The 12,903-nt window shown below is 52.9% G+C and carries 12 protein-coding genes; 6 read left to right on the forward strand and 6 right to left on the reverse strand.

Annotation, left to right across the window (positions count from 1 at the left end; translation table 11 throughout):
* Positions 1 to 124: 124 nt before the first annotated feature.
* Genes EKM99_RS06535 through EKM99_RS06550 form a run of 4 tightly spaced genes read right to left on the reverse strand, consistent with a single transcriptional unit; the run spans position 125 to position 4,142 of the window.
* The gene (locus EKM99_RS06535) at positions 125 to 1,012 is read right to left on the reverse strand and encodes a zinc ribbon domain-containing protein (protein ID WP_125582068.1); all 888 of its coding nucleotides are present in this window, start codon (positions 1,010 to 1,012) and stop codon (positions 125 to 127) included.
* A 16-nt stretch (positions 1,013 to 1,028) separates the two neighbouring features.
* Positions 1,029 to 2,537, reverse strand: coding sequence for a zinc ribbon domain-containing protein (locus tag EKM99_RS06540; RefSeq protein ID WP_125582070.1), 1,509 nt, complete (start codon positions 2,535 to 2,537; stop codon positions 1,029 to 1,031).
* 18 nt (positions 2,538 to 2,555) lie between these two features.
* Positions 2,556 to 2,996 carry a zinc ribbon domain-containing protein gene (locus tag EKM99_RS06545; protein ID WP_164511544.1) on the reverse strand — a complete coding sequence of 147 codons (441 nt, stop codon included), beginning with the start codon at positions 2,994 to 2,996 and terminating at the stop codon, positions 2,556 to 2,558.
* Between the two features lie 15 nt (positions 2,997 to 3,011).
* Positions 3,012 to 4,142, reverse strand: a complete 1,131-nt coding sequence (locus tag EKM99_RS06550) for a TcaA second domain-containing protein (RefSeq protein WP_125582074.1) — start codon at positions 4,140 to 4,142, stop codon at positions 3,012 to 3,014.
* A gap of 314 nt (positions 4,143 to 4,456) precedes the next feature.
* On the opposite strand from EKM99_RS06550, the gene EKM99_RS06555 reads away from it, so the two are divergent.
* Together EKM99_RS06555 and lepA are read left to right on the forward strand one after the other, a co-directional pair.
* A complete protein-coding gene (locus EKM99_RS06555; protein WP_125582076.1) occupies positions 4,457 to 5,131 on the forward strand; it encodes a TetR/AcrR family transcriptional regulator in 675 nt (224 codons plus the stop codon).
* Complete coding sequence (gene lepA, locus EKM99_RS06560; RefSeq protein ID WP_125582077.1) at positions 5,109 to 6,905, forward strand: translation elongation factor 4; 1,797 nt, start codon at positions 5,109 to 5,111, stop codon at positions 6,903 to 6,905. The genes EKM99_RS06555 and lepA overlap by 23 nt, the downstream gene beginning before the upstream one ends.
* 921 nt (positions 6,906 to 7,826) lie before the next feature.
* Here lepA and EKM99_RS06565 read toward each other — a convergent pair.
* On the reverse strand, positions 7,827 to 8,291 hold the full coding sequence (locus tag EKM99_RS06565; RefSeq protein ID WP_125582080.1) for an NUDIX hydrolase: 465 nt from the start codon (positions 8,289 to 8,291) through the stop codon (positions 7,827 to 7,829).
* A gap of 178 nt (positions 8,292 to 8,469) precedes the next feature.
* Between EKM99_RS06565 and EKM99_RS06570 the strand changes: the two genes are divergently transcribed.
* The 3 genes from EKM99_RS06570 to EKM99_RS06580 all read left to right on the forward strand — a co-directional run bounded on the left by EKM99_RS06570 (position 8,470) and on the right by EKM99_RS06580 (position 11,308).
* Positions 8,470 to 10,164, forward strand: a complete 1,695-nt coding sequence (locus tag EKM99_RS06570) for a subtype B tannase (RefSeq protein ID WP_125582082.1) — start codon at positions 8,470 to 8,472, stop codon at positions 10,162 to 10,164.
* A 92-nt stretch (positions 10,165 to 10,256) separates the two neighbouring features.
* Positions 10,257 to 10,706, forward strand: coding sequence for a helix-turn-helix domain-containing protein (locus EKM99_RS06575; RefSeq protein ID WP_125582084.1), 450 nt, complete (start codon positions 10,257 to 10,259; stop codon positions 10,704 to 10,706).
* On the forward strand, positions 10,703 to 11,308 hold the full coding sequence (locus EKM99_RS06580) for a Fic/DOC family protein (protein ID WP_125582085.1): 606 nt from the start codon (positions 10,703 to 10,705) through the stop codon (positions 11,306 to 11,308). Before EKM99_RS06575 ends, EKM99_RS06580 begins: the two co-directional genes overlap by 4 nt.
* Before the next feature lie 72 nt (positions 11,309 to 11,380).
* Here the strand turns inward: EKM99_RS06580 and EKM99_RS06585 are convergent, their stop codons facing one another.
* Entirely contained in the window at positions 11,381 to 11,917 is a 537-nt protein-coding gene (locus tag EKM99_RS06585) for a phenolic acid decarboxylase (protein ID WP_125582087.1), read from the reverse strand.
* 202 nt (positions 11,918 to 12,119) lie between these two features.
* Here EKM99_RS06585 and EKM99_RS06590 point away from each other — a divergent pair, with 202 nt between their 5' ends.
* Positions 12,120 to 12,653, forward strand: coding sequence for a PadR family transcriptional regulator (locus EKM99_RS06590; protein ID WP_164511546.1), 534 nt, complete (start codon positions 12,120 to 12,122; stop codon positions 12,651 to 12,653).
* The last annotated feature ends 250 nt before the right edge of the window (positions 12,654 to 12,903 follow it).

A 12,903-nucleotide genomic window follows, 5' to 3' on the forward strand; every position in this document is an offset into this window, starting at 1 on the left:
CCTCCATTGTTTCTCTTATAAATTCTAGAATACCACTTGTCAGAAAAAATGCGTAACAAAAAACGAGTCTGGTATTCTCCAGACTCGCGGTGTGTCTCCCAATCTCTGTTGCTGACACACGCTTTTAACTATTATAGAGCGATTGAATATCATTCATGATGGAGCCACCAACAACACTCCCAATGATGAGGCTGAAGATGAAGAGGGCCACCACCAGTGACAGTTCCGCCAACAGCACCGTGTAGAACTTATCCATGCGCGCCTGATCGACGTCATCAACAATGATGAAGATAAACGCAGCATTTAGAATCAGGTTCGCGGGAATCATAAAGATCATCAGAATCGTCAGGCTGGAAAAGTTACCGGAACCGGTGATCAAGCCCAGCAGGAAGGTGATCAGGTTGAAAATCATGAGCAGGTTGGTGGTGCCGGCAAACTGGTTCGTGAAGTCCCAGAAGTTTAGCGGCAGATTGGTCATGACTCGCCGGAATGCGTAGGCAATGCCCACGTAGATGGCGAGGATGAATACGATGATCAGGAACAGAATCAGCCCAGTCTTGAACAGCACCCCATTCAGGTTGAGGTAGCTGGCAAACTGCGTGCTGTCGTCAAAGGAACTCATCATCCTGTTGGCCAGGTTGATGGCCTTTTGCCCCAGCAACATAAACGTGAGGACCAGCAGCAGGGCTTCCACCAGCAGGGAGATCAGGCCAAAGAAGCGGTGCGCGTCGACCCGGGGTTGGCTGGGGTGCCGCAGGGTTTCTAAGTACCAGCTAAAATAATTGCCAGAGAATTTCTGAAATTTATTTGGGCCACTCGGTGCCGCCGTTGGTTCCGGCTGTGCTTGTGGTTGTGGCTGGGAAGCCGCCGCTTGAGCAGCTGGCCGGTCGGGTTCATTGGGCGTCGTCGGTTCAGTCGTGGCGCCTAAAGCGTACCCACATTTCGGGCAAAACTTGGCGTCAGGTTTTAATTCATTTCCACAGTGGGGACAAAATCTGGTTTGGTTAGTCATCTAAATTCTCCTTGGTTTAAGCGTCTTCGTGGCGGTCGTCGGTCTTCACAGCGTGACCGTATTTCACAATTTCATAGCTCTGCGAGGAACTATCGTTGCCGGCAGGCTGAATCGTGGCGGTGTACTGGAAGTCTTGCACGTGGTCGTAATCGTAATCACTCAGGCTGAAGTCATATTCCACGGTAAACGTGACTTCGCTGGTTCCATTTGGTCCGGGCTTAACGCCATCGACGTTGGTAGAAATGTCCACGCCGTCCAGATCATCGTTGTGGTAGTAGCCCTGAGCCATCTTTTTCAGATCATTAAAGTATTCATTGCTCTCGCCATTGGCAAAGAAGTCCGCCATGGCATCTCCGTCGTCATCCGTGGCCTCATCCATGTCACCACTGTTGGACAGGCTCTCCGCCGCCGTAAAGACGTTCGACACCAGGTCATCGGCGTCGCTTTCAGAAATCATGTCCTTAAAGTCCAGGTTGACGTAGCTTTGGTCATCGTTCTTGGTCAGCTTCGTCGTGGGCGTGGTGGCTTTGCCGGCGCTCGAGGTGTACGCAGCATAGACGGCCATGTCAGACGTCCACGGCTCATTCTTGATTTGGTAAGTTCCGGAAGAGTTGGTGGTGCCGAGCTTCTTGCCGTTCAGGTAAACGTCGGCTCCCGGCACAGTGTCTAGTTCCACTGAAATAGTGGTCAGTTCCAAGTCATACGTCTTACTACTAGTAATGTGATAATCGCTACTGTTGGTCAGGTTGTGCCCGCCAATTTTCCCTTTCGATTGCAGGTGGTATTCCCCGGGCACCATGGCGCTCAGCTTCTTCGTGAAGTCGTCGGTCGTGGCCGTGGCGATTTTCTGGTTATCTAGAGTGATCACGTTACCGGTATGGTTGGTGGTCACCGTGGGGTAGACCGGGCTCACGCTGATTTGGTACTTCGGGAAGAACAGTAAGTGGTGACCACTCTGCTCGTAAACGAAGTTGCCATCCGAACTCCGCCCGCCGTTGGCCAGGTCGGCCTTCAGCGTGTTCAAGTCCTTGGCGTGGTCGCTGTAGTAACGATTGATCGGCAACAATTTCGACTTACTCAGCGTCAGATCACTGCTGGCACTGGTAAAGTCGGCGGTCAGGTGCTTGCCGCTCTTGATGTCGTTGATGGTCCGGTCCAGTGTGGCCGCTCGGGAGTAGTGGTTACTGCCCCAAACGAAGAAGCCAATCAGGGCAACGACCACAACACCGGCGCTCCACCAGATGGTTTTCTTTTTCTTGGACCAGGGTTGGCGAGGTTGCCGTGCCGGCCGTTGAGGTGTGGTCCGTTGGCGGCTGGCTGGTGCCGGTTGTGAGGCTTGTTGCGTTTTTTGGGATTGGTCAGAAGCCGCTTGGCCACTGGTTTCCTGCGCCGTCTGCAGGTTGTACCCACAGTTTTGACAGAAGGTGTCCGTCACCGCCACGGGTTGCCCACAGTTGGGACAAAAGTTGGTGTTACCGCCGCCGGGCTGATCATTGGCGGGGGCTGCTAATTTCGTAAAATGCATGATTGAATCCTCCAGTAATTAATGTTGCGTATCGACAATTAAAGCTTCACCGTACAGGCAGAGTTGACTGGGCTGCATCGGTTCCGGCTGAATGGTGACCCGCGTCACGCCGTCGTAGCCCTTGGCCAGTAGCAGCGCGTAAACGTGTTTCATCAAATCTTCCCAGGCGGCCTTCGCCCCAGCTTGCGGGGTCACGTCGCTCTCGGCAAACATCAGACCCGCGGAACGGTAGCCTGCGGGGATGGTTTGGTCCGCCGTGATTTTAAAATTCTTGGTCTGGGCCACTTCATCCGGCGTTAGTTCCAGGTCGAACAGGGGAAACGTCTGGTCGGCTGCGTGGGGAATTAGCGCGTACTCGTCGGCGGTCGTCAGGGTGGTGCCACATTTCAAACAGAAGTTAGCGTCCGCGGCGTTCTGGTTGCCGCACTTGGAACAGATCCGGTAGTAGGTTTGTTTCATGGGACTCATCCTTTCCTAATCGTCGACGTCAACGGTTTCAAATTTGCCATCGGCGGAATTATATTCAGCTAAAATATCGTGGATATCATCGTAGCGATACGTGCCTTCGTGATCACCGGAATCGTTGTCGTACAGCTTGATTTCGGTCACGTGGGCGGCCGGTGAGGACTCGGTGTAGGTGTAATCGTCTTCGTCGATGTCGTCGGCGTCGCTCAGTTCGTCCATGGCCGTTTGAGCTTCGACGGACAGGTCATCATAGCTGTCGCCGGAATCCGTGTCGCTACTGTCGTCGTCATCGTCGCTGTTGGTCGTATTGTCCTCGACCTTGCCGCCGGTTGCGTCGGTGACGGTCGACTCGTCTTCGTTGTCGTTGGTGACGTCGTGGCCCTTTTTGGTGCTGGTCACAATCAGGTCGATCGACTTATTCACGGCGTTGCTGGCGACTAAATTGGCGCTCACGCTGGCCTTAGACTGACTGCCGGACAGCTTAAACGTGTAGTGACCGGGAAACAGCGGGCCCGCCTTGTAGGTGTAGTGGTCGTTCTTCGAGGTGACCAGCGCCTTGCCGTTGGCCATCAAGGTGGCGTTGGCGACGTTGGTCGTCAGCACGGGATGCATGGTGGTCACCCGCAATTTGTAAATTGGAAAGATCAGGAAACTGTGGCCGGCCGTCTCCAGCGTAAACGTGTGGTCGCGGGTCTCACCGGACTTTTGCAGGTCGGCCTTCATGGCCTTAACGTAGTTCGGATGTTGCCGCGCGTACGTTAACAGCAGCTGTACCGTGTCACCGGTGATCTTTAAATTAGGATTGTCGCTAACCAATTTTTTGGCGAAATCGTTACTCTGGTTTTCGGTAATGTCGTCGGTCATCGTGGCAATCTGTTTCTCCTTGCCAGCCTGTTTGTTGTAAAAGGAGCCGGCTAGGACGATCACGACAATCACAGCGACGGCGAGGATGCACCAGACACCGCGGGTGAACCACTTCGACCGGTGTTTGCCAGGCTTGGGTGCCTTACCGTGGTGGCGTGAACGATGGGGCTTCGTGGCCGTCGCCTGTGCTGGGGCGGTCCGCAGGTCAAAGCCACAATGTTCACAGAAAATACTATCGGCAGCCACGGATTGGTGGCAGTTTGGACAAGTTTTCAATTGTGTTCCTCCTCAGGCGTAGCGTGCAGGGGACGAAAAAAGGCTGGCATTCGCGTTTCTTGAAGCTCTCCGCGTTAGCTCAGCCCATTAGATTAAGCGACGTTTGATTATGTATGTCCTGAACAGACGATCACGAAAATACTTACTACCCAACACGCTACTAAAATATTAAGTTTTTGCTACGTTTACTATTATACGCTAATAGTAGTTCAGTGGAAGGCCTGTTTTCACAAATTAGTTGACATTGGTCATGTTGACGGCTAGAGTAAGCGTATTGTAAAATGACTAGTGGTCAATTTTGAAGGAGGTCCCTAATGAGTAATACCTTGTCCACTGCACAGAAGGATACCAAAGCCCAGCACATCGCGACCGCCGCGGGGGAACTCTTCACCCAGCAGGCATTCGCCGACATCTCCGTCGCCGACATTGCCCAGCGCGCTGGCGTGGCAAAGGGGACCCTGTTTAACTACTACCACACCAAGGAAAATATCTTCATGACGTTACTCTTAAACGGCTATCAGCGATATTTTGTGACGCTAAGCGCGACATTCCGTGACGATCCCGTGCACACCGCCCAACAGCTCAAGGAACGCTTGCTGGCAGAGACTAGCCATCTGATTGCCGACCACGCCACTTTGGTACGGCTCAACGCGCTGCGGGGCCCCGTGCTGGAACCGCACGCCGACCGGGAACAAACCTTGGCCGGTCGCCAAGCCCTGTACGCCGCGAACCTGGCATTAGGGCAGACACTAGCGACGCAATTGCCCGGTCTCAGCGTGACCGCGGCGAGTCACCTCTTCGTGAGCCAAAGCGCCATCATAAGTGGTCTCATGAACCTCACGGGGTTGGACCGCTTCAACCGTACCGCCCTTGAGACGGACTTTCCCGCCTTTCAAGTTAACTTAGAAACCGAGGCCCGCCAAACGTTTGGCTACTACCTCGACGGCATCCTTCAGGAGGAACTTCATGCAAATTCAAAACGTTCGTAACTTTGCCATCATTGCCCACATCGACCACGGTAAATCAACGCTGGCCGACCGCATCATGGAACAGACCAAAACCGTGTCCGACCGCGAAAGCCAAGCGCAACTACTCGACGATTTGGCCGTGGAACAGGCCCACGGGGTCACCGTTAAATCCCGAACCGTCCGTAATTATTACCAGGCTGATGACGGCCAGGAGTACACCTATAATTTTATTGATACCCCGGGACACGTCGATTTCACCTACGAGGTATCTAAGAGTCTGGCCGCCAGTGACGGCGCGCTGTTACTGGTCGACGCGACCCAGGGCGTTCAGGCGCAGACTGTCGCTAACTTACGGTTAGCTCAGGAGAACCATCTGACCGTGATCCCGGTTATCAACAAGATTGATGCGGCCGCCGCTGACGTTGACCGGACCGCCGAACAGATTCGTGCGCTCGCCCCAGAGTTTGCTGACGTGACCATGCTTAAGATTTCCGCCAAGACGGGGCTGGGCGTGCACGACGTCATGGAAGCCATCCACACCACGATTCCGGCGCCGACTGGTGATGCTCAGCAGCCACTCAAGGCGCTGGTTTTTGACTCGCAGTATGACGCCTTCAAGGGCATCATCGCCTACGTCCGGCTGATGGACGGACAATTAAAGCCGAACGATAAGCTGAAATTAATGGCGACCGAGCAACCGGTAACTGCCAACGAAATCGGCATCTTTGCCCCGCAACGGGTGGCGGCCAAACAGCTCGTGGCGGGCGACGTGGGCTACGTGGTGACCGGCCTGAAGGACCCACAAGCACTGCGTGTCGGGGATACGTTGACCAGTGTAGCAACACCCACGGCGACCGCTTTGCCCGGTTACCAGCCGTCCCAGTCGATGGTCTTCGCGGGCTTCTATCCGCAAGGAGATCACTACCACGACCTCCAATTGGCCGTGGAAAAATTGGCGTTGAACGACGCGTCATTTCACTACCGACCAGAGAGCTCCGATGCGCTGGGTGCCGGCTTCCGTTGCGGGTTCTTAGGCATTTTCCATTTACAAATCATCCGCGAACGCCTGCATGACGAGTACGGCCTCGACGTCTTAACCACGGCGCCCAACGTGACCTACCGCGTGCATGTGAAAAATGTGGATGAACCCCTCATCGTTGACAATCCAATCAAGTTCCCCGATTACAGCCAAATTGATTACGTGGAGGAACCGCTGGCGATTGCGACCATCACCACGACCAGTGAAAGCCTGAGCGACGTGATGAAGCTAGCGACCCAGCACAAGGGTGAACTCCAGGACATGCGCAACCAGGGGGACTTGGTGGTCCTCGACTACCAGTTGCCGTTCGCGGAAATTGCGTACGACTTCTTCAACGCCCTGAAGTCGGTTTCTCACGGCTACGCGACGCTGACGACCGAGTTGGCGGGCTACGACATCGCCGACGTGGTCAAGGTGGAAGTCCACGTGAATTACGCCAGAGTCGATGCCCTGTCGTTCGTGGTTCACAGAGAAGACGCGCCGCAGATGGCCCAGGAGCTGGTGCACAAATTAAAGTTCGTGATTCCCCGCAAACTGAACCCCATGCCGGTCCAATCGGTGGTGGAGGGGAAAGCACTGGCCAGAGTTGACGTGCCACCGTTACGTAAGAACGCCGCGGCCAACGGTGAAAAACGCAGCACATCCAAGAAGCAAGCCCTGCTCCGCCGCCAAAGCGTGAACAAGCGCCAGGCAGCCCATAGTGACATTGAGTTGCCGCAGGAGGTTTTCAACGCGGTGTTGGATTTGGAAAAGTAGACTGGAACAAGTGAAACGCAATTGAGAAAAGGTCAAAAGATAAGCCTGGCGCATGATTCGGATTGAATCGGCGGCAGGCTTTTTAGATGGTGGAACGGTTGGGGATGATGATTGGTGTAATGGAAAAGGTATCAAAACTTTTGGAACGTGTTGCTGAAACAGAGAAATGTGTCGATAGATTAATGTTGTGTCAGCTATTGAAGAGTTCGGCTAAATTTTTTTGAGCTAATGTAAGTGGTACATCCAATCTTAATAGGAGAAAAGCCACATCGTCTTTGACGGGCTAACGCTGTGTAAGCCGCAGGGATGGTGAAAATAGGCTTAGCCGTGGGAATCCACTTGACGGCAGGAGGCCGTCAAGTGGATTGGTAGCCTTGAGACGCGCACCTCAGGGGCTCAAAACTAAGTCTGAAGACCGCACTACGGCTTCAGACGTCCGCCCACAGCGAACCAGTCCAAACGACTGAACACAAACAGAGAAACGCACGCCGTCTTTGATGGGTTAACGCTGTGTCAACCGCAAGGATGGTGAAAATAGGCTAAGCCGTGGGAATCCGCTTGGCGGCAGGAGGCCGTCAAGTGGATTGGTAGCCTTGAGACGCGCACCTCAGCGGCTCAAAGCTAAGTCTGAAGACCGCACTACGGCTTCAGACGTCCGCCCACAGCGAACCAGTCCAAACGACTGAACACAAACAGAGAAAAACACGCCGTCTTTGACGGGCTAACGCTGTGTAAGCCGCAGGGATGGTGAAAATAGGCTAAGCCGTGGGAATCCACTTGACGGCAAGGGCCGTCAAGTGGATTGGTAGTTTTGAGACGCGCACCTCAGCGGCTCGAAACTAAGTCTGAAGACCGCGCTCCGGCTTCAGACGTCCGCCCACAGCGCTCCAGTCCTATTTTCACCATCCCGGAGGCGACCCCTCACCGCGAAAGCCCGTCAAAGTAAGACTGGGTGGCGGCGAGCATGTCGGCGGTCTGCTGGTTCAACAGCGGTGGCAACGCATCCAACGGAAAGTATTTCAGATCCAGCGTTTCATCCGTGGCGGTATCCAAAGTATGCCCGCCAACTGGCTTCGCCAGGTACAACTGCGAAATCACCTGGGTCACGTCGCCATTGGGATACTCGGTGAATCCTTGATCAAAAATGCCCAGCGATTTCAAAATCTCAACGTCCAGGCCAGCGTCCTCCTTGTATTCCCGAACCATGGCCGTGGCAAAGGTTTCACCGTATTCCAGATAGCCACCGGGCAGGCTCCAGTTGTGGGTGTCGGTCCGCAGGTTGAGCAGGACCTCGTGCTGGTCGTTGGCAACGATGCCAGCCGATGCGTTTAGAATTAAGGGCTTGTGGCCCACCAAGCTGCGGATTTCTTTAATATAATTTGCCATTAGTCTATGACCTACTTTCCCGAAGATTTGCCTTCAGTATACCGCAAATGCATGGCGAATTTTACCACAACGGATTCGGTAATAGGCTGGATAAGTTACCCAATATAAGGACTGCATTTCAGAACGGTTTCGGGTATACTGAAAGTGCAATTAATCATTTCTACCGAGGAGGATTCACATGATTAAGCGAAAAATGTTAGCGCTATCACTTTCGGCGGTGGCAGTCCTGAGTTTGGCGGCCTGTTCCAGCAGTCAGTCGACCAGCAAAAAGACGACCAGCGCGCCCAGTGGTAAGCTGAGCAACGTTAGCTACAGTAGTCACAAGGCCAGTTATTATCGCGGGGGAACCAGTTACAGCGGTAAGGTGCGGAGCCTGAAGCTGAATACCAGCAAGTACACGACCAAGACGATTACCGTTAATAAAAAGAAGATCAAGGTGCGCTGCTACACGAATCTGGTGTACGTCAGCAAGCCCGTCAGTACCAAATATCAAAGTATGAATATCTACGTGCCGGAAAAATACTTCCATAATAAAAAGATTAACGGCTACACGAAGTCGACCGCACCCATTTTCATGCCCAACAATATTGGCGGGTACATGGCTGGAACGGCCGGAACATTAACGGCGAGCGCCATGGGCGGTGGTGGCGGTGCGCCATCCGGGACCAAGTCGTCCAGCAAGCCTACGGGCAAGGCACCAACCACCTCTGGCAAGTCCAGTTCCAGTAGCACGAGCTTGAACGCGAACGGTGGTGCTTCCAGTACCAGTGCCACACAAGCCGCGTTGGCCAAGGGGTACGTGGTGGCCGCACCGGGTGCGCGGGGCCGCGATACCAAGCAGAATGGCAAATACACCGGGAAGGCACCGTCCGCAATCGTGGATTTGAAGGCCGCCGTTCGGTATTTGAAATTTAACAAATCCCGCTTGGCTGGGAATACCAATAAGATTATCTCCGATGGGACCAGTGCCGGGGGTGCTATGTCCGCCTTGCTGGGATCGACCGGGAACAGTGCCGGTTACAAGCCATACCTGAAGGCAATCGGTGCCGCCAACACCAGTGACAACATCTTCGCGTCGTTCGTGTTTGCGCCAATCACCAACCTGGATAACGCCAACACGGCCTACGAATGGGAATTTAGCGGTGTCAACAGTATCAGTGGTGCCAGCATGACGCCGGGCGCGTCCAGCAGTCAGACCACGTTGACCAGCAAGCAAAAGAAGCTGTCCAAGCAATTGCAGAGCGACTTTGTCAGCTACGTCAACAAGTCCGGCATCAAGGCCAATGGTCAGACGCTGAAACTCAACAGTGACGGCACCGGTTCATTTGCCACCCTGATTAAAAAACAAATTATGAATTCCGCTCAGACCGCGCTGGATAAGGGCACGACCATCAAGGCGTCCAAGTACCCGTGGTTGACCATCAAGAGTGGCAAGGTCACCAACGTTGATTTGACCAAGTACTTCAAGTCGGTGGGCCGTTCCAAGACGCCACCAGCCTTCGATGCGCTGGATGTTAGCCAAGCTGAAAACATTGAGTTTGGGGACAGCACCACGAATGCTAAGCATTTCACCAAGTTCAGCCAAACCCACAACACCAAGAGTGGGGCGACCACGGCTGACAGCAGTATTATCAAATTAATGAACCCAATGGATTACATCGGGCAGAAGTCGACCGCCACCACGGCCAAGCATTTCTGGATTCGTTACGGTGAGACCGACAGCAACACTTCCGTTGCCGTGCCAACCTTACTGGCGCAGAAATTGAAGAATGCTGGGGTCGACGTGAACTACCACGTGCAGTGGAACACCGGTCACGCGGGCGATTACGACATGACCAACATGTTCAAATGGGTCGACAGTATCGCCAAGTAAATTTGAAACAAGCACTCCGCAGGGAAAATCAGCGGGGTGTTTTTTTAGGTTTAACTACCCTTGAAGGGTATAATAGCTCTGAGGTGATTGCGATGAGTCAAACTGCTCAGAATATTAAATTCATCCGCCAACACTATGGTATCAGTCAACAGCGGTTGGCGGCGTTACTCAGCGTTTCCGTGCGAACCGTCCAGCATTGGGAACAGGCGGATTACACGCCCAGCGGTCCGGCGGTAAAATTAATTCAACTTTTGGCAAAAAATGACGCGGTTTTTACGGAGTTAACTAGTATAGAGGAGGATGATCAAATTATGTATTTAGAACACGATGACCAAGCTTTGACGATTATGGGGGTGCCGTTCAGTACCGAAGAGACTTACCGGGCAACCTTGGACGCTACTATCAGTAACATGTACGAGGGGTTTGAACCAACGGTGGCGGATATTGAGTTGGCGCGTGAAGCCGACGATTTGGGCCGCCCATTGACTGGGGAAGAGGTTCTAGCCAAGATCAATGCTAGAAATTCGGTGCCCAACAAGTGAAAAACTGGGAGGATTATTTACTGACGAATGGCACGCTCAAGAACAAGTTGGGGATTACGGATGCTGAGAAGCTACACACGATTGAATACAACTTTAGCGCGATTCAACAAAAATTCATCCGGCAGAATGATTACGTTTTACCCGATGGCTATCAGTTAACTGGTAAGGACGTTGGCGAATTGCGAAAAATTAATGCCGTTTTGTTAGGTGACATCTACGATTGGGCCGGCCATTACCGGGAAGTCGACTTCAGCAAAACTACCGGCAATCAGGTCACACATTTCCATCCGGTCATGCTGTTTGGCAATGCCGAGTGGGACATCCAGCGCCAGTTAACGGCCTTTGTTAGCGTGGCTGCCGATAAGGACATCGTCGCAGCCGCGTTGGGTGAGCTGGTCACGGAGATGAATATGTTTCACCCCTTTCGCGAGGGCAACGGCCGGACGCTGCGGGTTTTCACGGAGGTGTTGGCCCGGGAGAAAGGGTTTCAGCTGGACTTCACCCAGGAGCATCAGGAGGCCTACATGGCGGCCAGTATCGCCGATGATGCCAAACTGATGGCTGGCGTGTTCCAGCAGATCTTGCATGCTAAAGCCAACTGAAAGCATGTCATCATAGCCAGTAAAAAGGTGTTAACCCCGGGACTTTCCCCGACTGGTTAACACCTTTTTCAACTACTTATTTACGCGGTGATAATCCGCATCGAAATACTTACCAGCACGAATATCATCTGGCAAACTAGGATAAGGCGCTTCACTGATCACGTCTTCATTGTTTTGGCCAGCGTCGCCAATGTAAGTGATCTTGGCAAATTCAGGGACGACCAGCTTGGGATACGTGGCGTACTTTTCCCGGGCGGCTTCCATCACGTCGATGTGCTCATTTTGATAAGTGACCGTGATCTCTGGGTGATCTTGGACCCACTTCGGGAAGAAAATCGTGCCGTTAACCTTGTTCTCATTGGGCAGGAAGTCCAGCGCCACGTCCGTTCCGGTTGGTTCCGTCCAGGCGACCTTGTAGATGCCAGCCGTCAGCATGACGATGTTGGCTTCCTGGTCCGTGACCCAACGGCCAGCGACCATGCCGCCGTGAATCCGGTAGTCAACGGTGTGGTCGTTCTTCGCGTACCACTCGTATTCCCAGCCGTTGTCGTAGGTGTAAATAAAATGGGTTCCCAGGAAGTCATCGAGGGTTTTAAATGTCTTAGTCATATGAAAATCTCCTTCTATTCTGCGTCAGAAACATGTAATTAAATACATGTTTTAATTTACGTGATTATCATAACGACTTCGACCGCACTTGTCAACAATTTTCCTTGAAGTTTTGGGTGGGAACTGGTTCAATTAAGACAGGACAAGGCGTTTGGCCCGAATGAACGGGCACGGCTTAACGCACGGAAGGAGGCTGATGATTATCGGTCAGCGAAATCGGCTACAATATATTATTTTAGGCCTACTGAACCAACGGCCACAGACGGGCTACGACCTGGCGAAGGCCTTTGAAAATGAAATCGGTGAATTCTGGCAGGCACAGCACAGCCAAATTTACCCGATGTTAAAGCGGTTGGAAACGGCTGGCGACATCACCCACGAAGATACGATTACCGGGGAAAAGCTGGCGAAGAAGCAGTACTCACTCACGCCGGCGGGACACGAGAAATTGGTGACCTGGGTTGGCGAACCGTCACCGGAACTGTCGGCGACCAAGGATGAATTTATTTTAAAATTGTACTTCATTAAAAGGTCTGATGATCCGCGACTTCAGCCCATGTTGCAGGAGCAAGCCGTCTTGCATCGTGCCCAGCTGGCCCACTTACAGCAACGCCGGGAAACGGTCTTTCCGGACCAGGCGGCCATCGATGGCGCGTACGGTCACTACCTGATTTTGGACCATGCGATTGGGCGGGAGCAGTACTACGTGGACTGGTTGACGAAATTTTTGGGGTAGGTGGGTCGTTGAACTTGACGGAATGAATTTAAACTTCCAAGAACTCATGAAATCGGTAGAAATGGAAGTATACTTCCAAAAATTGTAAAATTTGTAGCAATAGAGGTATAAGGAATCCCCGTGGTCAACATCGTTGATTGGTTATTAGCAGACGCATAAAACAAGGCAAGGGTGAACCGGCTTAACTGGTGGCTCACCCTTTTAAGTTGACCATTAATCAGGTTCTGCACAGGGCCATTGCAAGTCACAT

It is taken from the genome of Levilactobacillus cerevisiae (assembly GCF_003946245.1).
GTDB lineage: Bacteria > Bacillota > Bacilli > Lactobacillales > Lactobacillaceae > Levilactobacillus > Levilactobacillus cerevisiae.

What these genes read in the sequence shown, in the direction of transcription:
- EKM99_RS06535 (WP_125582068.1), bottom strand. Translation starts at nt 1,012, where the DNA reads ATGACTAACCAAACCAGATTTTGTCCCCACTGTGGAAATGAATTAAAA.
- EKM99_RS06540 (WP_125582070.1), bottom strand. Translation starts at nt 2,537, where the DNA reads ATGCATTTTACGAAATTAGCAGCCCCCGCCAATGATCAGCCCGGCGGC.
- EKM99_RS06545 (WP_164511544.1), bottom strand. Translation starts at nt 2,996, where the DNA reads ATGAAACAAACCTACTACCGGATCTGTTCCAAGTGCGGCAACCAGAAC.
- EKM99_RS06555 (WP_125582076.1), top strand. Translation starts at nt 4,457, where the DNA reads ATGAGTAATACCTTGTCCACTGCACAGAAGGATACCAAAGCCCAGCAC.
- lepA (WP_125582077.1), top strand. Translation starts at nt 5,109, where the DNA reads ATGCAAATTCAAAACGTTCGTAACTTTGCCATCATTGCCCACATCGAC.
- EKM99_RS06565 (WP_125582080.1), bottom strand. Translation starts at nt 8,291, where the DNA reads ATGGCAAATTATATTAAAGAAATCCGCAGCTTGGTGGGCCACAAGCCC.
- EKM99_RS06570 (WP_125582082.1), top strand. Translation starts at nt 8,470, where the DNA reads ATGATTAAGCGAAAAATGTTAGCGCTATCACTTTCGGCGGTGGCAGTC.
- EKM99_RS06575 (WP_125582084.1), top strand. Translation starts at nt 10,257, where the DNA reads ATGAGTCAAACTGCTCAGAATATTAAATTCATCCGCCAACACTATGGT.
- EKM99_RS06585 (WP_125582087.1), bottom strand. Translation starts at nt 11,917, where the DNA reads ATGACTAAGACATTTAAAACCCTCGATGACTTCCTGGGAACCCATTTT.